This is a genomic window from Halogeometricum borinquense DSM 11551, assembly GCF_000172995.2.
Lineage (GTDB): Archaea > Halobacteriota > Halobacteria > Halobacteriales > Haloferacaceae > Halogeometricum > Halogeometricum borinquense.
In genome coordinates this window covers 211,170-233,736 of record NC_014731.1, presented here as the reverse complement: position 1 = coordinate 233,736, position 22,567 = coordinate 211,170, and the positions used below count along the sequence as shown (strand labels likewise).

Genomic DNA, 22,567 nt, shown 5'->3' with positions numbered 1-22,567 from the left:
CCATGGCAACTGACGACCACAACGCACGGGCAATCACGGTTTCGACGCCACTTTCGAACAGAGTTCTGACCACCGCCAGCGCGCTCCTCTCGACGAAGAAAGGACTTTTGAGTGTCGTGATTCTCGCTCCGATTCTCGTGTTCAGCTTTGCGGCCCCAGTTCTCGCACCGTACGACCCGACGGCCACGCATATCATCGATAAGTTCGCCGCACCCGGTGGGGAGTACCTACTTGGGACGGACGACTACGGCCGAGATCTCCTCTCTCGCGTGCTTTACGGCGGACGGTCCAGCATCATTATCGGACTCTCATCGACCGCGCTGGGGCTACTGTTCGGCGTCCCGCTAGGGATTTTCTCGGGGTACCTCGGCGGGCGGTTCGACGAAGTCGTCATGCGACTCATGGACACTTTGTTCAGTTTCCCGTCGTTGCTCCTCGCACTGCTCGTCGTAACGGGTTTAGGCTCCGGACTAGTGAATACGATTCTCGCAATCGGGGTCGTCTTCACGCCGGGTATCGCACGGATCACCCGCAGTAGCACGTTATCAGTGATAAACGAAGAGTACATCACCGCAGCCGAAGCCCGCGGAGAATCGCTCTTCAGAATCGCCTTTCGGGAGATACTGCCGAACGTCAGTTCCGCAATACTGGTCGAGGCGTCCATCCGAATCGGCTTCGGGATCCTCATCGGCACCTCGCTGTCCTTCCTTGGACTCGGCACCCAGCCACCGTTCCCGGACTGGGGATATATGATCTCCTCCTCGCGCAGCCACCTCCACGATTCGATCTGGTTCATGCTGTGGCCGGGACTCGCACTCGGCCTGACAATCATGGGGTTCAATCTACTCGGTGATGCCCTCCGGGACGTGATCGACCCTGAAGGACAGTGAATCAATACGCCTAAGTTCGCGACACGTTTGTCCCAGTATATGCGATTCGGAATCCTCAGCACTGCGAACATCGGAACGAAACATTTCCTTCCAGCGATCAAACAGACCGACCACGAAGTCAGTGCAATCGCGTCTCGAAATTCGTCCCGAGCACAGACCGTCGCAGACGAGTTCGGCATTCCGGAAGTGTGCGACTCGTACGAAGCACTGGTGGCGCGTGAAGACATCGATGCGATATACAATCCGCTACCGAACAGTCTACACGCCACGTGGACGAAACGAGCGATAGAAAACGACCTTCACGTGCTGTGTGAAAAGCCGAGTACCGTCGATGCGGACGAAGCCCGCAAACTCCGCGCGACCGTCGAAGCGAGCGATTCCGTCGTGATGGAAGCGCTGATGTACGCCTACCATCCCCGGACGAGACGCGTACACGAGATTATCCGGAACCAGTTCTCCGAAATCCGCTCTGTAACTGCCCGATTTGCCTTCTTGCTACAGGACCGCCCAGACGATATCCGATTACAGGACGAACTGGATGGGGGCAGTATGATGGACGTTGGATACTATCCTGTTGACCTAACTCGGAGTGTACTCGGCACTCCGGAGACGGTGTACGGGTCGTTACTTGACCCCCGAGACAGCGGGACGGACACCGTTATGAACGCACTCTTCGAGTACCCCTCGGGAGCGACCGCGAACGTCTCTTCGGGATTCGAATCCACTCTCTCACAATTCTACCGCGTCGAAGCACGAAACGGATGGCTGGAGGTACACGACGCGTTCGATACCCCGACAGATGCCGAGATGGAAATCACCGGGGAAGTCGATGGCCAGTCGTTCACCGAGTCGTTCGAACCGACCGATCACTATCGACTGGAGATTGAGCATTTCGTAGACTGCGTTGCAGAGCACAAACAGCCGAAAACAGACCTCTCACGGGCAGCGCAGAATATGCATCTCATCGACTGCATTCGAGAGAGCAACGGGAGAGGCGAGCGGATTACCGTGCCAGAAATGTCGTAACTACCCGAATCGCCGAAGCTGATGGTCCCACATTCGGCTTCGATAGATAGATATTGTGGGTATTCCAATCTATCTAAGAACAGCTAATAGTCAGATTATGCGTATATATCAGAGAATGTCTAGTTCTGAGTACAAACAGTTCGAGATACCGGTGAAGCGATCACACCCCGCGCACAGACGTGCTTGTATCTCGCTCAGAGAGTAACAGTCCGGCAGCGAGTGCGGCGGCACCGGCCATCGATGCGGCGAGAACGACAAACGCGATGCGGAAGTTGAACACGTCCGCAACGTAGCCGATGATAGCGGGCGATACTGCTCCGGCACCCATCAGAAGCGTCCGAACAACGCCGAGTCCGCCCGCTGCGATCCATTCCGGCAGGATTTCGACGAGGTAAACGCCGCGGACCGGGCGAAAGCCGTGACTGCCGACGGCGAGGGCAACGACCGCGGAACCGAGTACTAGCGGTCCCGCGGACGCGAAAACGACGAGCGCGACGAGGGCCGCCGCTGCCACAACGAGCGTGACAACGAGAATCGGCAGGCGACCAGTCCGGTCGCTAATGTCGCCGGTGACGATTTGTACGATGCTCAACGCGAACAGCACAGAGTAGAGGATATTCGCCGTTGTCGTGGTGAAATCCGCCGTTTCAGACAGATACAGGGGTAAAAACGCCACGGCGCCGTTGTAAGCGAACGAGAAGAAGATTGTAACGAGAATGAACGCGGAGAATCGCAGATCGGAGAACTGTCTGAGATAGTCGAATACGGTTGGATCTCTGCCGTCGTCGTCCTGAGTAGCATTCGGATCATCAGTCGCCGCCAGTTGGCTGGGGACGAGCCACGCGAACGCCGCCGCGAGGAGGATGCCGAAGAGACCGGCGAGGAGGAACACGCCGCGCCACGGTTCTCCCGGCAAGCGTGAAATCAGTGGGCGGGCAATCGGCGGAACGACGAGAAACAGCGTGACGACCGCTGATGCACCGACGCCGCCGTAGGAGCCGATAGTATCGAAAATCCCGAGCACCCGACCGGTTCGACTCGGGTAAACGCGAGAGAGGACGCGAATAGAGACAGTTTTGTGCGCGCCGGTCCCCGCGCCGACGAGAACCGCCGCGACGACGAACAGCGGTGCTGGTGCGTCGAAGACGAGGGTCAACGAACCGAGAGCGGCCACGATAGAACCGGCAGTGATGACCTGAACGGACCCGAATCGATCCGAGATCATTCCCGATGGAAACTGCAATAGCGCGTAGACAGTCATGAGACCGGTGTAGACGAGACCGACCGTCGCAACCGAGAGACCGTAGCTCGCCTGAAACGCCTCGAACAGCGGCGGGAACGCGTATCGGACGAACTTGGCGAGAAACCAGATGGCCGCAGTCACGGCGAGCGTCGCGTACCGCATGAGACGGAGAGAGCCCATCGACTGTTGGTGTTTGCTCTGCGGCATAAGCGGTACGTTCGACGGCGGGCCGTTGGACGCCGCCGAGCGGGTGAGGTGAGTCCACCGTAAGCACCCTCACCCGACTGCCGTTGTCACCGCCTCAGGGGACAGTTACCGAAAGAACCCAGTCATTCGGTGTTTGCCGTTCGACTTGGAGATCCGCGAGTTCGTCAGGGCGGCAGTCACTAAGGGTGGCGAGGAACTCACGGACGGGCGTCGGGTCGCGGTCACTGACGAGCGTGAACTGCGCGCCGCTTTCGAGCGACGTGAAGCGCTCAGAGACACGTTCTTTCCGCTTTTCGGGAGTGTCGCCACGGAGGTCCAGCGATTCGTCCGGAACCGTAACGTCCCACGCTGTCTCCGCCGCGTCCGCAACGGCGTCAGCCAGTTCGGCCATCGAATCGTGCGGGGTACCGGGTTCAGGCGTCTCCTGCAACGCGGGTGAGAACGGAAGTTCAGCCAAGAGAGGCGCCGAGAGCGTCTCACCCGGCGAACCCTCCGGGAACAACGGGTGACTGTCACCACAGGAGGGACAGTCGAACGAACCCATGTTGACGACGACACCGAGAACCGGGACCCCATTGTCTCGGAATAGCTCGACACTCCGTGCGGTGTCTTTGAGACTCGCCGGGAAAGGCGTCGTGACGACGACGACGCCATCGACCGGCACTTCTTGAAGCGTCGTGAGAACCACGTCGCCGGTCCCGGGCGGGAGATCTAAAACGAGCGTGTCGTCGGCGTGCCATGCGGTGTCCTCGTACAGTTCTGTCAGCGCATCGTGCGCCATTGCACCACGCCACGCAAGCGGTGCGCCCGTCTCCATCAATCCAACGCTCATCACGTCGAGATCTGCGTTCTGCCCCGAGGCGACGGCTGGAAGCGGACTGCCATCGTCAGCAGAGCGGATGGGGCCATCGATGTCGAGGAGCGTCGGAACGTTCGGACCGTGGATGTCGGCGTCGAACAAGCCTGTCTCCCGGTCGGCCGCCAACCCACAGGCGAGTCCCGTCGCAACAGTCGATTTTCCGACGCCGCCTTTCGCGCTTGCGACGGCGATCACCGTGTCGAATCCGTGGACGCCTGCAGTCATATCAGCGGACGACGGCGCGACCGGTTCGACGTGCGCGCTCTCGACTCCCGGCACGTCGCGGAGAGCCTGTAACATCGCTCGCATCACGACCTGTGCGTTCGCGTCGTCGAACTCGGTCACGGCCGCCTCGACAGTCACGGCATCGTCCTCGATAGTGATCGATTCGACCAGTCCAGCTTCGAAGACGTTCACGTCGGCGTCCGGGTCTCTGACGGCCCGTAACGCGGCTTCGACCCGATCTTCGAGCGTATCGGAATCAGTTTCGACAGCGGTCGCTTCGGTATCGACGTTCGGTGATGTATCGTCGGTCATATTCAGAGGTCAGGTGTTCGGTTAAGGTCATCTTCGCCCGGAAGCGTTCGGTCGCTCTCGTCTAACGCACCGCTAAACTGCCGACGGAAGCTCCCGGCATCGACGTCACGCGCTCGGACCGCAGTTTCGCGGACGACGCTCCGCTCGTCTTCTTCGGCGAGTCGTTCGAGCGTCTCGTGCGCTCGGTCGTCTGCGATCCCCCCGAGGAGGTGGGCCGCCCACTCACGGACGCGCTCGCTCGGGTCGTCGGCGAGGTCCAAAAGTTCGGGGAGTGCATCCTCACCGCGGTGTTTGAACAGCGAGATAGCGGCGTTCCGACGTGCCGCATGATGCGCATCGTCCAGTGCGCCCTCGATTCGGTCTGCGTGGGCGCCGCGGTCCAATCTATCGAGTGAGACGACCGCCTCGGCACGGACCCACGGATCCTCGTCATCAACAAGGACGCTTGCGGTTTCGGCGGCAACTGGCCCACCCAGTTTGGCGAGCGATTCGACGGCGAACTGTCGAACGTCTGCGTCGGCGTCGGTCGTTGCAGCGTGAGCCAATCCTTGGACGATAGGATCCGTGCGTTCGCGCTCTGACAGCGCGAGCGCGGCCCGACGGCGTTCGACGACGTCATCGCCCGAAAGCGACGACAGCAAGTCGGCAACGGCGTCGGATTCGACTGGTTCGGTGTCGCTCGCGGCGAGTTCGGCCAACGATGCGTCACCGATTGTCACATCCCGGTCCACCTCGATATCCGCTAATCCCGACGTGTCAGCGTCGAATCCGGGGCTATTCTCGGGATGGAGTTGCGGATCTGGCGGACCGTCAGTCGCCTCGTCTTCGTCCCTCACAAAGCGTCACCTCCCGGTTCGTCAGCGAGAAGAGCGAGTGCGACGAAGACACCGAGTGCCTGTAAGAGTACTGCCGGAACGCCAGCAGCGAGGAGTACTCCGGCACCGCACGCGCGGTCGAATTGGCCGCGACGAAGGGCGGCGATGAGTCCGGCGACACCACCGCCGACGGCGAAGACAACGAGTGCAATCGGTGCGCCGACGACACCGCCGCCGACGAGCAACACTGCACCGGTGACGAACGGGAGAGTTATCGCCGCGTTGAGAGCGAGCGCGCCAGCGACGACGCCAGCGGCGAGACTGAGCCGATCAGTTCCCACGAGAACCGGCGTGAGACCGATACCGAAGAGCGCAACGCTCGAACCGAGCGGCCTGAACGTCGCGGGAGAGATACCAGCCGTGGCCACAATCGACGCGACGACGGCGACGACCAGAACGGCGGCCACAACAGGGTAGCGAACGCCTTCGAGACGGTCACTCCGCCACGACCGAACGGCGATAGAGCCGGTGACGAAGAGACCACCGAAGACGACACCCCCCGCCGCCGGATACCACGCACCGCGGGCTGCGAGTGCAATCAGTCCGAACCCGCCGACGAAGGCGAGTCCGACGCGCTCGCCCGGGCGGTCGGTCGCCGCTGCGAGAAGGAGTCCGGCGAAAGCGGGCCCCACAGCGACGAACGGGAGGACGACAGTGACGAGTTCGGTAACGGAAGCCGAGAGCGAACCGGGAACGTTGTTACCGATCCGGTACAGCAACGTCCCGAGGATCGGGACGAGAGCGAGAACTCCCGCGAGCGGACGAATAGCGATGGGTGAGCGATTCGACAGCGACGCGATGGTCGCGTCGAGTCGCCCGTTCGTCGCCTCCGTAGCGCGACGGCTACTCACTATCCACCACCTCCCTCGAATCGCTCTGCGAGCGCAGTTTGGTCAGCGGTAACGAACCGCCCGAGGAACGCGGCCAGTTCGCCGTACAGTCCGGTTCCTCTTTCGTCTGCCATTCGCTCTGCGAGTCCGTCGGCGACGACGTGAAGATGTCTGTCGTGAAAGTCGAGCCTCGCGCGCCCGGCGTCCGGCGACGAATCAGCTTCCCGGCGTGCGAGGTAGCCCGCGAACTCGAGTTGGTACGGGAGGTAATCGTGATTATCACGAGCGGACTGATCGACTGTCAGCCCGAAGTAATCGTACGCCCGTGCCAAGTCGAGGTTCACGTCATTCCACGACGCGTCCGGGCGATACGATGACCCGTACAGCGACACCGGCGGCCCATCGCTGTGCAGCGACCCGTCGGTCCGGTCGGTGTACTCCGCGTACCCGATGGTAAACAGGTCGTTGAAGCGCGCACAGATCGTCTCGTGATCCTCCGCAACGGTAAGGTCTGGAGGAGTAACGTCCAATCCGCTGGCTGCCACGAGTTCTGCACACGTCTCGTTGACCGCGCCGGACGCAAGTCGGTCGTACAGCGCCTTGTCAGGTTCGTCAAACAGCGTCGCCAGCATGGCGTAAATGCCGCTCCGTGCGGCCGCTTCCCTGTCGAGTGCTGCGGCGTCAAGCGTGTCGGCTACGTCGGCGGGCGTCTCCGTATCCCGGGGTGTTGCCGAATCAACGTTTGTCGTCGGATCTGTGTTTGTTTTCGTGTCAGATTCTGTATTAGTATCCATCTCGGTCACCTCAGGAGTTCCGCACCGCCTGAATCGTCACGAGCGCGGTACCGACAATTGCGAGACCCGCAACAGTCCACAGGATGGACTCATAAGGCGGTCCCTGCGGACCGGGACCGAGCGGGAAGTGATACCACTCGCTGACCGCTTTCGTCCCCGAGCGTTCCATATTCGACCCGTTCCACACGGCGAACGAAACATCCACGTCGTGGTCCACCGCGAACGAAGTCTGGTTGGCGGTATCGGTCGTTATCGCTCGCGAGACGACGACTGTCCATCGACCGTCGTCGTAGTTCGTCGCAGTTTTCACCGACGACGACTCGAACTCGGTGGTGGTTCCGGGGCCACCAGCGAGAAGTTCCTCGGTCTCGCCGTCAGCGTGCCAGTACCAGACGTTCACCAAGTTCCGCGTACTACCCATCGAGATGGGCGGCCGGACGCTGGTGTTAACCGGAACCTGCACCGCGGCAGCGTCGGCAAACTCACGCGGATCAGAAGCGTTTCTGTCCGCTGTCCCATCGTGCCACGACATCCGAAGGTAGAACCGGCCGTCGGTCCGGGCCGACTGGACGCGGACTGTCTCGACGGATGTATCACTCGCGTTCGGCAATCCGCTCGGCGCACTCGTCAGCGGCACCTCGACTGGAGGGACTTTGTCCCACGCCTCACTCGACGGCTGTTGGGGATTCTCCTCCGCGGACACCGATTCGACCGGAATCTGATTCGCCGGGCGCGCCGCTACCGTGGCTGGACCGAGAACGGCGGTCAGCACGACGAAACATGCTGCGACAAGCGCCCACGCGGCGACCCGACGGGTGTCGTCTCGTTCACTCATCGTCGAACACCTCCGGACTGTCGTCCGGCGAACTCGCCTTCGCTCGCCTTGCTCGCATCAGTCGAACACCTCCAAACGGTACTTCCGTGCCGGATTCGTGTCGGTCAACATGTCGAGCAGTTCACTCTCCCCGCCGCGATTTACCTTGTCGCGCTCCCGTTCGATGGTATCGAGTGCCTCGTGAACGCGTTCGCCGAACAGTTTCTCCAAGTACGTCCGCGGGATGCGCTCGACATCCACGGTTTCGCCGTCTTCAGAGTGTTGCGGCGGTGCGAACGGTGGAATGTAGTACACGTTCGGTTGTGTCTGGAACTCCGGATGAAGCGGCAGTGCGACTTCGTACTCGTTGACGAGTTTGTGGATAGGCCCCTGTTCGTCGTCGAGGAAGCCGACAAGTCGGAGTTGTGGCGGGCAGTCCTCGGCGCACGCGGGCGCGAACGTCTCACCCTCCGGACCCTCTCCCTCGAGACGAGGATAGCAGAAGATGCACTTTTCGGACGTTTTCTTCGCTGCGTTGTAGTACACCTTCTTATACGGACAGCCTTCGACGCAGTAGCGGTAGCCACGACACCGCTCTTGGTCGATCAGGACGATACCGTCCTCTTCTCGCTTGTAGATGGCCTTCCGCGGGCACGCCTCGACGCAAGAGGGGTGCGTGCAGTGATTGCAGATACGCGGGAGGTAGAAGTAATACGAGTTGGGGTACTCGCCATCTCCCTGATCCTCGTCCCAGTTCGGTCCCCACTCGGGATCCGACTGCGGACGGAGGGGCTGATCGCTCCCGTCGTACATGATCTCCTGGTGGTTGAACTCCCACGACTCACCGTAGTCTTCCTGCGACGGAATCTGCCCGGGTTGGCGCTCGTTGTGCTCGCTGGACTTCCATCCACCGCCGGAGTTCTCCCAATCGCGTGGATAGCCCTCGCCGGGTTTCGTCTCGACGTTGTTCCAGTACATGTAGTCGCGGCCGCCGCCTTCCGTCCAGAGCGACTTACACGCGACCGTACACGTCTGGCAGCCGATGCACTTGTTCAGGTCCATCACCATCGCCACTTGGTGATCGACATCCTCCGCGAGATTGACCTCGTCGTCGCTTTGGGACGTATCGTCGGCGCTCATCCGCCATCACCTCCTTTCTTTCGTACGTCCACCCGGACGTCGCTGTTGACCCCCGTTGGCCCCCAGTAGTTGGGGAAGAAGTACAGGTGTTCGCCCGTGTCTTCGGGGTATTGGACGAGCTGTGTCGGTTTCATGTACATCGGGACGAGCGTGTTGAAGTTGTTCCGACTGGCGTACTGGAACTTCTCCCACGAGAAGAAGTGTCGAAGCGTCCCCCGTTCGCTGCTGGGATATATCTTCGCCTGTACTTCGACGGCACCGAGGTCGTTGAACACCTCGACGGTGTCGCCGTCCTCGATGCCGCGTTCGGCGGCATCGTCGGGGTTGATGTAGACGATGGGTTCGCCGCGTTGCAGGCGGAGCATCTTCTCGCTGTCGCGCCACGTCGAGTGGATAGCCCATCGACCGTGCGGCGTGTTGTACTCCATCGGATAGTCGCCGCCGGTGTTCGTCGGTCCCTCCTTGTGCGTCGGCAACTGCTCGCCGAGTTCGAGGAACCAGTCGTGGTCGATGTAGTACTGCTGGCGGCCCGTGACGGTTGGCCACGGGTTCTTGTCCTGCACGAAGTCCTTCCATGGCGCGTACGCCTCGCCGTCTTCGATATCAGAAGTCCAGTGGTCGCCCGCTTCGAGCAGTCGCTGCGGTTGTTCGACCGTATCGGCGAACGTTATCTGTTCGTCGGTTCCCGCTGGATTCGACTCCGCTGAGTGTTCGAGGATGTACTCGGCGGCCGCGCGGTCCTCCGCGAGTGCGCCGTCCGTCTCCGTCTCCCAGTCGCGGACGTAGTCGTCGTACACTGACTGGAGGTCGATCTCGCGGTCGAACGTCCGATCCGAAATCGGTTCGACGCCGCGCTCGGTTGCGACTTCCTGAATCTTCTCGGCGAGGTCCTTGAATATCTGCCAGTCGGTCTTCGACTCGCCCAGCGGTTCAACAGCGGGCGTGAACGGATGCACGTAGGTGTGCATGTCCGTCATCGACAGGTCGTGCTTCTCGTAGTGACTGGCCGTCGGCAGGACGATATCCGAATAGAGGGCCGTCGAATCCATCCGGAAGTTGATGTCCACCACGAGGTCGAGTTTCGGCCACAACTCCTCTTCGACGGCGACGTTCCCCTTTGCCTGGTTGAAGTAGTTCCCCCGCCAGACGAACATCGTCGTCGGGTCCGGCCGCGATCCGTCTTCGCGTTCCTCAGGATAGACGGGCATCCACCCCTTGTCGATGGATTCGCGTATCTTCGCCGCGGTGTCCGCGTCCGTGTTGTCGAGGATACCGGCGTGGTAGTAGGTCCACAGCGTCGTCGGCACCCCGCGAACCTTCCCGGTGGGGAACGAGAGGGTTTTCCACCCGTGGAACGTCCAAATTTTCTCTTGGCCGACGTAGTGGTCAACCCCGGTTCCTTGACGGCCGAGGTTGCCGGTCAGCGTGACGAGCAACTGGATGGCGCGGTTCCCGAGGTCGTTGTGGTACCAGTCGTTGACGCCCTTGCCGTGAATGATTTTCGCGCGTTCGACATCGGCGAACTCGCGGGCGACTCGTTGGTACGTCTCCGTACCGACGCCGGTCATCTTGGTGACCGTCTCGGGGTCGTACTGGGCGAGTTCGTCGCGCAGTTCGGCCCACACAGACCGTACTTGGACGCTTCCGTCGTCGGTCTGGACGGTCGTCTCGGCGTCGAGTCGGGGGTCAAAGTCGAGGTCGATGCTCTTCGAGTAGTCCTTCTGTCCGTCGCGTTCACCGAGCGATCCCGGCGCTTCACGGAGTTGCCCGTTCGAATCGAGCATCAGAAGCATCCATTCGGGCCGGTCGGCGCTGCTGTTGACCGACGGGACGTCGCTCGCACGGAGGAACTTACCGGTGTCCTGCCGGACGAGAAGCGGCATGTCGGTCTGCTCTTTGAGATGCGCCTCGTCGTACAGTCCCTCGGAGACGATTGTCTGTGCCATCCCGAGTGCGAGTGCAGTGTCGGAGCCGGGGTCAGGGCTAAGCCACTCGTCAGTGTGGATGGCCGTCTGCGAGTAGTCGGTGAAGATACCGACGCGCTTGGTGCCGTTGTAGCCCGATTCGAGGAAGTACTTCGCGTCCGGGATGCGCGTGACGTTGATGTTCGACCCCCACGCGATGATGTAGTCGGCGTTGTACCAGTCTGCGCTCTCGGCGTTGTCCGTCTGCGTGCCCCACGTGATAGGTTGGCCCGGCGGCAGGTCGGAGTACCAGTCGTAGAACGAATGACTGACGCCGCCGAGCAGGTTGATGAGCCGCGACCCGCTAGCGAACGAGACGGGACTCATCGCGGGAATCGGCGTGAAGCCGCTGATAGCGTCGTACCGTCCGGCCTCTACCTCGTCAACGACGTGTTCGGCAATCTCGGTGAGGGCTTCGTCCCACGTGATTCGCTTCCACTTGCCCTCGCCACGTTCGCCGACGCGCTTCAACGGGTGTTTGATGCGCTGCTCGGCGTTGACGTAGTCGGTGTAACACGCCCCCTTCTGACACCCGCGCGGGTTCGGGTCGGGCAGTGACTCGTCGAACCGGGGGTAGTCGCCGGACTGCTCTTCGCGCCAGACCTGCCCGTTCTTGACGTAGACGTTCCAGGAGCAACTGCCGGTGCAGTTGACGCTGTGAGTCGAACGAGATACTGAGTCCCAGTCCCACTGCTCGCGGTAGAGGTCCTCCCAGTCACGATACGGATACTCACCGATGGGGTCACCCACCGGTTGGAGTCCGTCCATCGAGAACAGGGCGTCGTCGGACGCCGACGCGCTCCCGATTCCGAGGACGGACGCGAGTCCGACACCCTTGAGGAACCCGCGTCGGGACGGGTTGTCACCTCCCGGCGGGTCGCCGACGGCGGGGCCGCCGTCAGTTCGTTCCTCGTTTGCGCCTCGCTTCTTCGGTTGCTCGTCGTCCGACTGATCGACTGCCCGCCGTTTATCGTCCGATTCTCCGGCCGTCTCGTCGGTGTGTGATGCGTCGTTTCGGCTCATTCCTGCCTCCGTACGAAAACCGTCGTCAATGCCAGTGCCGCGCCCACCACGCCGAGTGCAACCCCCGTGAGAGTGTCGCCGCCCATCTCCAGACCGAGGGCGACAAGCCCCACGCCGAGGAGTTTACTCGCGCGGTCGAGGTGCCGATACGTCCACGCCGACAGTTCGAGGCGGACGCCCGTCTCGTCGGTTGTGCCAGCATCCGTCATCGGTCGTCTCCCTCAGTCGAATCGTCCTGTAGAAGACGGTAGGTCAACAATCCAGAAACACCGGGAACGACGAACAGTGCGACGGTGAGAATCGGATTCACGACCTCGGTTCCCACGTCTAACGCTCGTCCCAGGAGGTTGTTCATGCCCGCGATAGACGCGATCATGATGAACTGGATAGCTGCGACGCCGACTGCCGTCTGCCACGGCCTATCGAGCGGACTGGCCGTGAAGTGGACCGGATTCTCGCGGTAATCGATGAACGGCCAGACGGCGATGGCTCCGAAGACAACCGTCGGGAGCAACACGCCGCCGACGAACTCCGTGGAGACGTGGACGCCGACGACGGGGATGGTGAAGCTCATCCACGACGGGAGAAGCTTCAGGAAGCCGTACACCCACATCAAGAACCAGTCGGGCATGATGAGTTCCGGTGTTCCCGCGGGGTTGTTCGGCCCGTACTCCGCAATGTTGTGAACGGGGAAGAAGCCGCCCAGCGCCGCCAGCGTCGCCAGTGTCAGGAAGAAGACGACGGCGCTGACAGCCGCCTGATTCGGGAACGCCGGGAGGCCGACGACCACGGTATCGTCTTCCTTTGCGACAGCCGTCTCGGTCCCGCCATCGCTCACCGCGCCAGCGTCGGGAGTCCGAGTAGACTGCGGTGGTTCCGCACCACGAACGTCGTCGTTGCGGGGTGCTTCGGTGTGTTTCTGTCGGACCAGTATCGCCATGTGTATCGCCAAGAGGATGGCGATGGCGACGGGGATAACGAGGACGTGGAAGAAGTACAACCTCGGGATGGTCGCACTCGACGGGAATTCGCCGCCGAACACCACCTTCCCGACAACGCTGCCGACGAACGGGATTGATGTTGCGAGGTTGTATCCGATGCCCGTCGCTGTCGCGGCGAATTCGTCGAACGGGAGCGCGTATCCGGTGTATGCGGCACCCATGGCCAATCCGGCGAGTCCGGTTCCAACCACCCAGTTCGGTTCGCGCGGATTACGGTACGCCCCGGTGAAGAACACCCTGAGCATGTGTAACCCGATAGAAGCGACGAACAGGTGTGCCGCCCAGTGGTGTATCCGGCGGATGAACATGCCGAACGGGATGTCGTAGGTGATGTGCAGGACGCTCGCGAACGCCTCGGGGACCTCCTCACCTTGGAACGCGGCGACGCTCCCCTCGTACTCGACAGCGCTAGTCGAGGGTTCGAAGAACATCCCGAGGAACATGCCTGTCAGAGCGAGCATCACAAAGCAGAACAGAGCTACCTCACCGAGGAGGAACGAGTCCTCGGCGGGGAATGCCTTGCCCAAGAACGCCCGTCCGTTGTCGAGGTCGAATCGGCTGTCTAACCAGTTGTACGTCCGCGTTCCGGCGTCACTCGCTCGTTCTTCGAGTCGGTCTACGCGGGACATCACTCACCACCTGCCCCGACGGGACCCTCGAAGTCGCCCGTGGCGATGAGGTAGCCCTCGCTCGAAAGTGTGATCGGCAGTTGTGGGAGCGGTCTCGGCGGCGGCCCGCCGACGACTTTCGCCCCGGCCGTCGGATCGAATTTCCCGAAGTGGCACGGACAGACGAGTGTCTCCCCCTCCTCGTTCGAGACCATACACCCCGCGTGCGTGCAGACTTTTGAATAGGCGGCGTAGCCCGCGACAGTGTACTCCAGTTTCGTTCCGCCCGAGTAGGCTTCTTTCGCGTGCCTCACGAGCAACGTCGGTGCACGCTCGATTCCCGGCCGCGGTTCCGGAAAGACAGTCATCTTCTCGCCCTCCGCTAACGCGGACTCGGAGACGCGTTCGCCCTCGCCATCGACGAGGTAGATACCGTCGGAGTAGACAGGGCCGGTGTAGGATCGCTCGAACACGCGCGTCAACCCCGCTAACGGCGCGGTGAGACTACCGACCGCCGTCAGGCCGCCGACGGTGGCGAGGAGTTTTGCGTAATCACGACGTTCCACCGCCGCGCGGTTATCCGAGAAGATGCTCGGATGGAACCCCCCACCGTCGTCTGGGCAACTCGAACAACAGTCTTCGCACGTATCCGAATCGGATGGTCCGCTTCCGAGAGTCATCAGTGTCCCCTCCGTTCTGCGACTTCGACGTGCGGGAGAAACCACGCGTAGTACGCAACGGTGAGAAGCGCCAACGAGACGAACATACCCGTCGCGTAGACGCCGAAGTACTGGGTCCGCGCGAGCGTGAGATACTCGCCGGTGAACAGCGCCGCAAAGGCGATAGCGAGGATGGTCAGTCCACCCATCGCCAAGATACCTTCCTTTGCGTCGGTGGCGTCGTGGTACTCGACGACCCAGCGGTCGTCAGTCCAGAACCACGGCAGTCCGACCTGCCCGCCGTCGGCAACGACTGCGTCGTCCGTGTCGCTCGGTTCGTCCGGCCGCACCGCGGAGTCCATGAATCGGTGGACGGCAGCGAGCACGGCGACCAAGCCGAACAGGGCGACCCAGACGATGACGCCGACCTGACTCGGCGCGAGTTTGTTCGGCGTATCGATAATCTCTTCGAGCGGACGCATCTCGGTTACACTCTGGTCGATTTCGACCTCCTCGCTCGGCGGTTCGCCGTGCAAAGCGACGAACCACATCGGGAGCAGAACCACGATGAGAAGGAGGACGACAACCACCGTCTCACGTCTCATGGTCCCTCACCTCCGACTCCGTTATGAGGTCGGCCGACACCGCTGCGTTCGTCGGACGACACCAACTCTGCTGGCCCGGTTGTAGACTGGTTCTGAAAGTCACTGCTCTAGTTACAATTCACGGAGGGACTGGGGTAATCCAGCCACCATAGGATATGGGGCATTTATAAGGAAGGTCAAAATGGGTCCAGTAGCGATTCGGACAGATTCGTGTAGTTTAGCTGTCTTTTTGCTTTTTTGAGCCGCCACTGTGAATAAGTAACAAAGAGAATGTGTGCGGCAAAACGTATAGGCATTCGCAGAAAATAATGTGTGGTATGACAGGACAAGGGGTTCACGCGGAGGTGGAGGTCGTCACCGGGGCTGGCTGTCGGATCGGGAACATGCCCCAGAAAACGGAAGAGATTTCGTCGATATCGCGTTCGACGATGCCGTCGGAGGACAGTGTTACAGTGGATTTTACGGCGGAGTCCGGGACGGAGTTCAACAGTACCGAGGAAGTGTTTCACTACGACGATAAAACCGTCCACCGATTCGAATGCAAAACGGGAACGACACCCTCTTGTCCGTGTGAGTTTGTCGAAAGTCGAGGCTGCCCGGTTCGCTCCTTCCGAACGACCGAAAACGCCCTGGTCGTTCAGTTCGTCGCACGGGACATACGCAACCTCCGCGAGATAGTCGTCGGACTCCGAGAGCAGTTTCCCGACGTTTCGCTCCGTCGCCTGACCCGGTCTCAGGAGCCAGAAGCCAACAACAACCTCGTCCTGATCAATCGTGACACCCTCACGGAACGGCAACAGGAAGTACTGGAAACGGCCCACGAGATGGGCTACTTCGGGCATCCGAAAGACGCGAACGCGACCGAAGTTGCTAACGCACTCGACATCAACCGCTCAACGTTCGCTGAACACCTCTCTGCTGCCCAGTCGAAGCTTCTCGATTCGATACTCGAATTTTAACGCCACGATACCCGTCCACTCGCGGGATAGTGCGAAGTACTTCAGTTCCCATACAATGCGGGGATGGTAGTCTTAGATTGTGGGACGAAACTCACAGTACTAGAGAGAACCGTGCCCCAACAGTTCATCTTCGACTGTCCCGAGTGCGACACCGTTGTAACCGTCGGAACGGAGATACGGACAGAGATACTGGAACACGGGTGTGTCCTGTGCGAGACGGCAGTGAGCGCCGACGCGTTCTCCCAGCCAGAGAAACACCAGAGAAGGTAACAGAGTGTCAGAACGGTGCGTTCGGATCGTAACCCGCCGCTCTATCCGCTGACAGTGCCGTATTCGTCTCGTCAGATTCACCAGTAGCGTCGGTGACAGTGCCCGTCTCGCGGTACTCGGCTTCCAGTTCCGCCAGTCGTTCGTTTATCGACGCCGACTGATGGTGCATCGGATGGAGGCGAACGCGGACGATATCGTACTCGTGGTGCTCAGAAAGTCCGTTCCACGCTCTGAACGACCCGAGCGTAAGTGTATTACTTTGCGGACAGAACGGCGTCGTCGGCGTGAACTCAGCACGGAGTACCGCCTCGTCAGACGACGCCCCGTCCGCCGATTCCACCGCGTAGCGATAGCCCGCGTTCGGATGGCGCGTGTCGAGATTCAGTTTGGCGAGATTGTAGTTGAACGTCATGTCGTACACCGTTCGTTCCTCGAAGACGGCTCTTGTCACCTCGTGGAACGCGACGTGCGCCTCGCCGGTGAGTACCTGCTGCGCCGCGACAAACGGACCGAGTTCGGGAAGGTGTTCGGGGACGTATTCGTCGTAGTCATCGAACAGATCATCGCGCTCGTCATCGCCACCGAACAGGGAGGGGAATCCAACCATGATAGTTCGTTCGTCCCGTCACCCGGTAGACGTAGGGCCGAACACGTTCGTGTCGCCGTCCCCCGCTACTTCTTCGGGAGACGTGCGACGAACTCAGTCGGTCCGCGCTGTTCGACCTCGTACCCCTCAGCGTCGAACGAATCGACTTCGGCTTGCATTTCGTAGAACAGCGGTTTCGGGTCGTGGTCGTTCACGAGTTCGAGCGCTTCGCCGCTCTCCAGCGACTCGAAGGCGTCGTGAATCTTCGGATGGCGTTCCGGCGGCGGGACATCTCGTAGATCGAGGGTGGTCGCTGCCATGCGTTGATGGCTTGACTACCACGGTGTGAGGTCCTTTTGCCGAACGTGTTCGGTCTGAAATCCGGTTCGGGGGAAATCAGTCGGCTCCGACTCCACTCCGACCCGGCGAACTCGCTATCTCCTCGTCGCGCAGGTAACACTGCGGGTCAGGCGCAAAGAGGTCATCGTGTGCCGAGAGGGCGCGAAGTCTCGACGCACCGCGGCAGATACCCTGATAGCGACAGTCGGCACACCGCCCCGTGAGGTGTTCGGGTCGCTCGCGGAGGCGACGGAGTAGCGGATTCGTCTCGTCGTCCCAGATAGCACCGAACGAGCGGTCGCGGACGTTGCCGAGACTGTACCCCTGCCAGAACTGCGTGAGGTGGACGTTGCCCTGATAATCTACGTCGGCAATCCGTTCGCCCGTCGGGTCGCCACCGTTTCGGCGGAGGTATTCGTAGATACGTTCAGCTGTTTGCTCACCGAGATGTCGGCGGGCGTACTCGACCAGATAGGCGGCGTCGGCGTAGTTGCCGACGAGAAGCGTCTCGATTTCGGCCCCTTGTTCGTGGTACTCGCGCGTGAGGTCGCACACCCGCTTGACGGCCTCGCGTTTGTCCGCAGGAGTGAGGTCCACGTCGGCGATACCCGCGCCGCGCCCGCCGTAATCGAGGTGGTAGAAGCAGAACCGATCAACGCCCTCGTCGTGGAGCAAGTCCACGACACCCGGGAGGTCCTCGGCGTTCTGCTCGGTGATGGTGTAGCGAAGCCCCGTTTTGAGTCCCGCATCGAGACAGGCGCGAATCCCGCGGACTGCGGCGTCGAACGCTCCTTCGGCACCGCGGAACTCGTCGTTTCGTTCCGGAAGCCCATCGACCGAGACGCCTGCGTACTGCAGTCCGGCGTCCCGTAACGCCCGCGCTTTCTCGGGCGTGATGAGCGTCCCGTTAGTGGAGAGAACGGGACGAATCCCGCGGTCGGCGGCGTATTCAACGAGTTCCACCACGTCGTCGCGGACGAGGGGTTCGCCGCCGGAGAACAGCACGACTGGGACGCCGTAGTCCGCGAGGTCGTCCAGTAGTCGTTTTCCCTCGGCCGTGCTGAGTTCGCCCGGTGCAGTCTCCGTATCGGCCGCAGCATAACAGTGCGCACAGTAGAGATTGCACCGCTTCGTGAGGTTCCAGACGACGACCGGACGGCGCTGTTTCTCCTCGGTAATCTGCGGTTTCGACGACTCCGACGCCGCGTCGTACCGGAGTCCATCACCTTCGGCGTCCAGTTCGCACAGGAGTTTACTAACTGAGATCATGCCTCGTGAGTTCGCTCCTCGTCTTTCGAACTGATCGTCATCCGTTCGGCATCGTCATCGAGTGTGTGCGTCGAATACCGACAGACAGCGTCGGCGGGACAGACCCAGATATCGTTCGCGTACCAGCCAAACAGTTTCGTCGCCTGTTCGTATGCGATGTCCGCCGACGGCGCGGACACACTCCCGACGTGACGAAGGGCGTCGTCGTCGTCCTCGCGGACGAACACCTCCCACTCCCGTTCGACAGCGTTGCCGAGGTTCTCTCGGCCGTCCGACGAGTCTCGCTCGTCAACGGTGCGCGGTTCCTCACCGACTCGGTAGCGGTCCGGTTTTTCGACCATACGTATCGAAAACGAGGTGTTGCGTAACCACCGTTCCCCCGATGATGTTCGGACGGTGGAAGTTAGCCCAACATTCAAGTCTCTCGGTTGCAGATTTGCCGAGTTAGACAAATTGAGCGGGCGGAGTCAACCCCGTCCGTCGGTGAATGACATCTCAAGAGACGGTGGCAGCGGTCGATTACTCCTCGTCTGGGGTCGGTGCCAGTACGAGCAGCGCCGTACTGGGTTCCGTCGCAAGCGGAGAGATATCTTGGTCGCCGTCGAAGCGGGCGACATCACCGCGTTCTAACGCGTGAGTCTCATCACCGAGTTCCAGTTCGAGTGCGCCGTCGAGGACGTGGAGAACGATGCTCCGTCCCGGGTGGTCGTGCGGTGCGATGCGTTCGTCCGCTTCGAGAGTGAGTCGGACCGTTTTCGGTTCGGATTCGGGGAAAACGTTTGCGTGGGGCGTTCCATCGAGGTCAGGGAGGTGTACGATTTCGGTCATTGGAATGTCTCGTCCGTGTCGCCGGTGTCGTCTCGGTCGTCTCCGTTCGGTTCGAACTCGTTTCGTTTCAGTCCTCGTTTGACGGGACCGTGTTCAGCGTCCGTCGGAGGGGGAGCAGTCACTAAGAGGGCTTCCAGCCTCGTATCGTCGGCGGCCCGGATGCCACGCGATGTTCCGGCTTCGACCGCGACAACATCGCCGGAGGCAACGTCGTGTTCGATGTCGCCCTCACGGACGACACCCGCACCGGACCGGACGCTGATAACCACGTCGCTGTCGGGCGCGTGAACCGGGATGAACTGCCCCGGGTCGAAATAGCCGCAGACAACCTTGGCACGGTCAGTTCGAAACGCTTCCACGGCAGCGAACCGCTCGTCTCGGTACGACCGGTTCCCATCGAAGTCTATCTCGGACATCCGGTCTCACCTGACCGTACTTGGATACTCGATTGAGGAGTGACAGAACACATCGTGTAGACGGTTCGTTCGTGACCGATTCAGGTTTCTCCCGAACACCTTCGGGAGAACCGAGAGTATCGCTGTCGTAATACTGTTCCAGCACCAATCATGGCAAACGTGACGACACAACCGGCGACCGGGTGGGAAATCGAACTCGTCGGCGAGAGACGACGGACGGTGACTTCCACTGACGCGGACGAGATGGCGTGGACGACCAAACACGTCTGCGTCGAGTGCGCGTCGGGCGAACGCTACGACGCAACGTGGAGTGGCGTCGCCGTCGGAGACGTTCTCGAACTCGCGTCGGCCGCACCCGAGACGACGCATCTCGTCTTCGAGAGCGACTCGGGATATGCGGCGTGTGTTCCCCTCCGCGACGCCCTCGGTGGTCTCATCGCCGTCGAACGCGACGGTGAACGCCTCGGAGACAGCGAACCGTACGCGACACGGTTCGTCGCTCCCGATGTTGACGGGGCACGGTTCGTGAAAGGAGTGAGCAGAATTCGGGCCGTCGTGCTGACGCCCGATGAAGACGCCACCGAGTACGAGGCGCTCGAACTCGACGGACCGGAGTACGGGCGAGCGCAAGCGCGCGACGCAGGCGAGATCAAGCGGTCACTTACCGAATATGTTCGCCCGCAAAGCGACGGACGATGAGTCCGTCGTCACTAGCATGGCCGCGATTCCGGCGAACGTCGAAACCGACAAGCAACCGCCGATGTCCGTACCGTTCCGGCATTTCGTCGTGGGGCTGGCTTTCCTCCTCGGGGGGGGACTCGTGGGCCTCCTCGCGCCGTTCGGCGCCCTCCCCGGACAGGCGATGCTGGTACACCTCCATCTCCTCTTGGCCGGGTGGGTCTGCATCACGATCATGGGCGCGATGACGCAGTTCGTCCCCGTCTGGTCGGGGACGACGCTCCACTCCGAACGGCTGTCTGCGCTCCAACTCTGGTTGGTGACGGCAGGACTGTTCGGATTCGCCACCTCGCTACTGCTGGGACTGTACGAGCTACTGCCCGTATTCGGTGGAACGATGCTAGCCGGGTTCTGGATGTTTGTGTACAACGTCGGTCGGACGCTCCTCGGTTCCCGACCGTGGGACGTGACGGAACGGCACTTCGCCGTCGCGCTCGGATTCGTCCTCGTCCTCACGGTGTTCGGTCTGCTGCTCGCACTCGGCTACACGCACCCGATACTCGCCCGCCTACCGTTCGACCGAACCGATCTCCGCACCGCCCACGCGACGCTTGCGGTGTTCGGTGCCGTCCTGACGACAGTCTTCGGTGCGCTGTACCAACTCGGGACGATGTTCACGCAATCGGACCTCCGCGGCATCGATATGCCCCTCAAGCGTGTCGAAGAAATCGGGTATCCGGTCGGTGTCGTCGTTTTGGCTACCGGCCGGTTGTTCGAGAGTTCGACGATGGCCCACATCGGCGCGCTGCTAGTCGTCGCGGGGCTGTTTGCATTCGGGATTATACTTGCCCGTCGTCTCACCGGGGCGACGGTGGAGTGGAATCCGATGCTCCGGCGGTACGCCGTCGTCGCCGCGTCGATGATCGCGTGGGCTTCCCTAACGGTCCCTGTCTGGATTGCAGACCCGCTGTCGTCGGAGTCACTGTTCGGCGCACCGTCGGCCATGTATCTCCTCCTGTTCGGCGTCATCGGATTCGTCGTCCTCGGAACGCTGTATCACATCGTCCCGTTCATCATCTGGGTTCACCGCTACAGCGATATGCTTGGTCTCGCGGACGTGCCCATGATAGACGACCTCTACGACGACAGACTCGCCACGGTTGACTTCGTTGCGCTTCTCTTGGGATTCGCGTTACTCGTCGTCGCCGAACCGCTCTCACTCCCCCGCGCAGTGACCGCACTCGGAGGGACACTCTCTCTCGTTGGCTTTGTCGTCTTCGTCGGAAACATCGTGATGGTGATCCGCAACCACGGGCCGAGTTCCGTCTCGTCGATACTCCTCCCGCAAGTTTCCGGGCAAGTCGGAGACAGCGACGAACAACCGCTGGACGCACCGGAATGAGGTCGTTCGGCACCGTTCCGTAGTATATTTTGATAAGAAAACCAGTAAAACTAGAAAAGATAGTAAAGTTGGCAAAACTAGTAAAACTAGCAGGCAGACATTCCGAATTGCGGAGCGACGGTGTTCGCACTTGGAGGTGACACGATTACACAGAGACCTATCGTGCCCGATGAAACAAATGCTGGTGCGTCGAGCGAAGCGGTCCCAACGGACGCTACGAAACGCCGAAAGGGGAAATCAGCAAATCAGACTCACTCGAAGACACGCTCAGTTTCGTTCACAGTACGACCCGCCTCCTCGGTTTCGAGGAGTTGATCGAGACGCCGCTGAAACTCTTCATCACTGAGTTTTCCTTCCGCGTATCGCTGCCGGAGTGTTTCGACCGGGGTCTGGGTTACATCCTCAGTTTGGGGGTTGGTGAGTGGTGTTGCATCCGGTGCTGCGTTCGCTTGCCGAACAACGCCCAGTGTCATGCACCAGGCAACAGCGAGGAGTGCAAGGCTGGCAAGGAGAAATAGAAATCCGTTGGCAACGGCGTTTCCAGTTATCCCAATAAGGCCAAGGACCAACGCCGGAACGCCGATCAGAGAGGCAATGATGGCGACAGCAGTTCGACCGGCGGGACTGTCTGGTGCGTACTGGTGGACCAATTCATACATCGTATGATTCGTGTCGTCTATATCACAAAAATATCCGGGATAGCAGACCGATTAGAACGCCGCTTCGGGAGGGGGTTAAAGTCAAA

Annotated in this window: 25 protein-coding genes; 6 read left to right on the top strand and 19 right to left on the bottom strand. The window is 61.0% G+C overall.

What is annotated here, in order from left to right; all coding sequences use genetic code 11:
- Positions 1 to 2 precede the first annotated feature (2 nt).
- Positions 3 to 890: an ABC transporter permease gene (locus HBOR_RS16885; protein ID WP_006054593.1), complete on the top strand. Its 888-nt coding sequence runs from the start codon at positions 3 to 5 to the stop codon at positions 888 to 890.
- A 39-nt stretch (positions 891 to 929) separates the two neighbouring features.
- A complete protein-coding gene (locus HBOR_RS16880) occupies positions 930 to 1,916 on the top strand; it encodes a Gfo/Idh/MocA family protein (protein WP_006054594.1) in 987 nt (328 codons plus the stop codon).
- 160 nt (positions 1,917 to 2,076) lie between these two features.
- On the opposite strand, the gene HBOR_RS16875 is transcribed toward HBOR_RS16880, so the two are convergent.
- The 12 genes from HBOR_RS16875 to HBOR_RS16820 form a co-directional block, all read right to left on the bottom strand.
- A complete protein-coding gene (locus HBOR_RS16875; protein WP_394295390.1) occupies positions 2,077 to 3,339 on the bottom strand; it encodes an MFS transporter in 1,263 nt (420 codons plus the stop codon).
- 121 nt (positions 3,340 to 3,460) lie between these two features.
- Positions 3,461 to 4,762: a P-loop NTPase gene (locus HBOR_RS16870; RefSeq protein WP_006054596.1), complete on the bottom strand. Its 1,302-nt coding sequence runs from the start codon at positions 4,760 to 4,762 to the stop codon at positions 3,461 to 3,463.
- Positions 4,763 to 4,764: 2 nt separating this feature from the next.
- Positions 4,765 to 5,598, bottom strand: coding sequence for a HEAT repeat domain-containing protein (locus tag HBOR_RS16865; RefSeq protein WP_006054597.1), 834 nt, complete (start codon positions 5,596 to 5,598; stop codon positions 4,765 to 4,767).
- The gene (locus tag HBOR_RS16860) at positions 5,595 to 6,488 is read right to left on the bottom strand and encodes a hypothetical protein (RefSeq protein ID WP_006054598.1); all 894 of its coding nucleotides are present in this window, start codon (positions 6,486 to 6,488) and stop codon (positions 5,595 to 5,597) included. Before HBOR_RS16860 ends, HBOR_RS16865 begins: the two co-directional genes overlap by 4 nt.
- Positions 6,488 to 7,261, bottom strand: a complete 774-nt coding sequence (locus tag HBOR_RS16855; protein ID WP_006054599.1) for a molecular chaperone TorD family protein — start codon at positions 7,259 to 7,261, stop codon at positions 6,488 to 6,490. Before HBOR_RS16855 ends, HBOR_RS16860 begins: the two co-directional genes overlap by 1 nt.
- 10 nt (positions 7,262 to 7,271) lie before the next feature.
- Positions 7,272 to 8,096 (bottom strand): ethylbenzene dehydrogenase-related protein, encoded by an 825-nt coding sequence (locus tag HBOR_RS16850; RefSeq protein ID WP_006054600.1) that lies wholly within the window; start codon positions 8,094 to 8,096, stop codon positions 7,272 to 7,274.
- 57 nt (positions 8,097 to 8,153) lie between these two features.
- On the bottom strand, positions 8,154 to 9,215 hold the full coding sequence (gene narH / locus HBOR_RS16845) for a nitrate reductase subunit beta (protein ID WP_006054601.1): 1,062 nt from the start codon (positions 9,213 to 9,215) through the stop codon (positions 8,154 to 8,156).
- Positions 9,212 to 12,202, bottom strand: a complete 2,991-nt coding sequence (gene narG, locus HBOR_RS16840; protein WP_006054602.1) for a nitrate reductase subunit alpha — start codon at positions 12,200 to 12,202, stop codon at positions 9,212 to 9,214. The genes narH and narG overlap by 4 nt, the downstream gene beginning before the upstream one ends.
- Complete coding sequence (locus HBOR_RS16835; protein ID WP_006054603.1) at positions 12,199 to 12,411, bottom strand: hypothetical protein; 213 nt, start codon at positions 12,409 to 12,411, stop codon at positions 12,199 to 12,201. Before HBOR_RS16835 ends, narG begins: the two co-directional genes overlap by 4 nt.
- Positions 12,408 to 13,832 (bottom strand): cytochrome b, encoded by a 1,425-nt coding sequence (locus HBOR_RS16830; RefSeq protein ID WP_006054604.1) that lies wholly within the window; start codon positions 13,830 to 13,832, stop codon positions 12,408 to 12,410. Before HBOR_RS16830 ends, HBOR_RS16835 begins: the two co-directional genes overlap by 4 nt.
- Positions 13,832 to 14,491, bottom strand: a complete 660-nt coding sequence (locus HBOR_RS16825) for a QcrA and Rieske domain-containing protein (RefSeq protein ID WP_006054605.1) — start codon at positions 14,489 to 14,491, stop codon at positions 13,832 to 13,834. The genes HBOR_RS16830 and HBOR_RS16825 overlap by 1 nt, the downstream gene beginning before the upstream one ends.
- Positions 14,491 to 15,075, bottom strand: coding sequence for a hypothetical protein (locus HBOR_RS16820; RefSeq protein WP_006054606.1), 585 nt, complete (start codon positions 15,073 to 15,075; stop codon positions 14,491 to 14,493). The genes HBOR_RS16825 and HBOR_RS16820 overlap by 1 nt, the downstream gene beginning before the upstream one ends.
- A gap of 317 nt (positions 15,076 to 15,392) precedes the next feature.
- On the opposite strand from HBOR_RS16820, the gene HBOR_RS16815 reads away from it, so the two are divergent.
- The gene (locus HBOR_RS16815) at positions 15,393 to 16,034 is read left to right on the top strand and encodes a helix-turn-helix domain-containing protein (RefSeq protein WP_013440772.1); all 642 of its coding nucleotides are present in this window, start codon (positions 15,393 to 15,395) and stop codon (positions 16,032 to 16,034) included.
- A gap of 63 nt (positions 16,035 to 16,097) precedes the next feature.
- Positions 16,098 to 16,304 carry a DUF7560 family zinc ribbon protein gene (locus HBOR_RS20670; protein WP_081457892.1) on the top strand — a complete coding sequence of 69 codons (207 nt, stop codon included), beginning with the start codon at positions 16,098 to 16,100 and terminating at the stop codon, positions 16,302 to 16,304.
- Positions 16,305 to 16,311: 7 nt separating this feature from the next.
- Here the strand turns inward: HBOR_RS20670 and HBOR_RS16810 are convergent, their stop codons facing one another.
- The 6 genes from HBOR_RS16810 to HBOR_RS16785 form a co-directional block, all read right to left on the bottom strand.
- The gene (locus tag HBOR_RS16810) at positions 16,312 to 16,911 is read right to left on the bottom strand and encodes a hypothetical protein (RefSeq protein WP_006054608.1); all 600 of its coding nucleotides are present in this window, start codon (positions 16,909 to 16,911) and stop codon (positions 16,312 to 16,314) included.
- A 65-nt stretch (positions 16,912 to 16,976) separates the two neighbouring features.
- The gene (locus HBOR_RS16805; RefSeq protein ID WP_006054609.1) at positions 16,977 to 17,210 is read right to left on the bottom strand and encodes a DUF2249 domain-containing protein; all 234 of its coding nucleotides are present in this window, start codon (positions 17,208 to 17,210) and stop codon (positions 16,977 to 16,979) included.
- A gap of 76 nt (positions 17,211 to 17,286) precedes the next feature.
- On the bottom strand, positions 17,287 to 18,498 hold the full coding sequence (locus HBOR_RS16800; RefSeq protein ID WP_006054610.1) for a TIGR04347 family pseudo-SAM/SPASM protein: 1,212 nt from the start codon (positions 18,496 to 18,498) through the stop codon (positions 17,287 to 17,289).
- Positions 18,495 to 18,839: an Htur_1727 family rSAM-partnered candidate RiPP gene (locus HBOR_RS16795; protein WP_006054611.1), complete on the bottom strand. Its 345-nt coding sequence runs from the start codon at positions 18,837 to 18,839 to the stop codon at positions 18,495 to 18,497. Before HBOR_RS16795 ends, HBOR_RS16800 begins: the two co-directional genes overlap by 4 nt.
- A 178-nt stretch (positions 18,840 to 19,017) precedes the next feature.
- On the bottom strand, positions 19,018 to 19,326 hold the full coding sequence (locus HBOR_RS16790) for a cupin domain-containing protein (RefSeq protein WP_006054612.1): 309 nt from the start codon (positions 19,324 to 19,326) through the stop codon (positions 19,018 to 19,020).
- On the bottom strand, positions 19,323 to 19,742 hold the full coding sequence (locus HBOR_RS16785) for a cupin domain-containing protein (RefSeq protein ID WP_006054613.1): 420 nt from the start codon (positions 19,740 to 19,742) through the stop codon (positions 19,323 to 19,325). Before HBOR_RS16785 ends, HBOR_RS16790 begins: the two co-directional genes overlap by 4 nt.
- Positions 19,743 to 19,892: 150 nt before the next feature.
- Here HBOR_RS16785 and HBOR_RS16780 point away from each other — a divergent pair, with 150 nt between their 5' ends.
- Together HBOR_RS16780 and HBOR_RS16775 are read left to right on the top strand one after the other, a co-directional pair.
- Positions 19,893 to 20,441 carry a molybdopterin-dependent oxidoreductase gene (locus HBOR_RS16780; protein ID WP_006054614.1) on the top strand — a complete coding sequence of 183 codons (549 nt, stop codon included), beginning with the start codon at positions 19,893 to 19,895 and terminating at the stop codon, positions 20,439 to 20,441.
- A complete protein-coding gene (locus tag HBOR_RS16775) occupies positions 20,413 to 21,822 on the top strand; it encodes a hypothetical protein (RefSeq protein ID WP_006054615.1) in 1,410 nt (469 codons plus the stop codon). The genes HBOR_RS16780 and HBOR_RS16775 overlap by 29 nt, the downstream gene beginning before the upstream one ends.
- Positions 21,823 to 22,073: 251 nt before the next feature.
- On the opposite strand, the gene HBOR_RS16770 is transcribed toward HBOR_RS16775, so the two are convergent.
- Positions 22,074 to 22,481 carry an SHOCT domain-containing protein gene (locus HBOR_RS16770; RefSeq protein WP_006054616.1) on the bottom strand — a complete coding sequence of 136 codons (408 nt, stop codon included), beginning with the start codon at positions 22,479 to 22,481 and terminating at the stop codon, positions 22,074 to 22,076.
- Between the last annotated feature and the right edge of the window lie 86 nt (positions 22,482 to 22,567).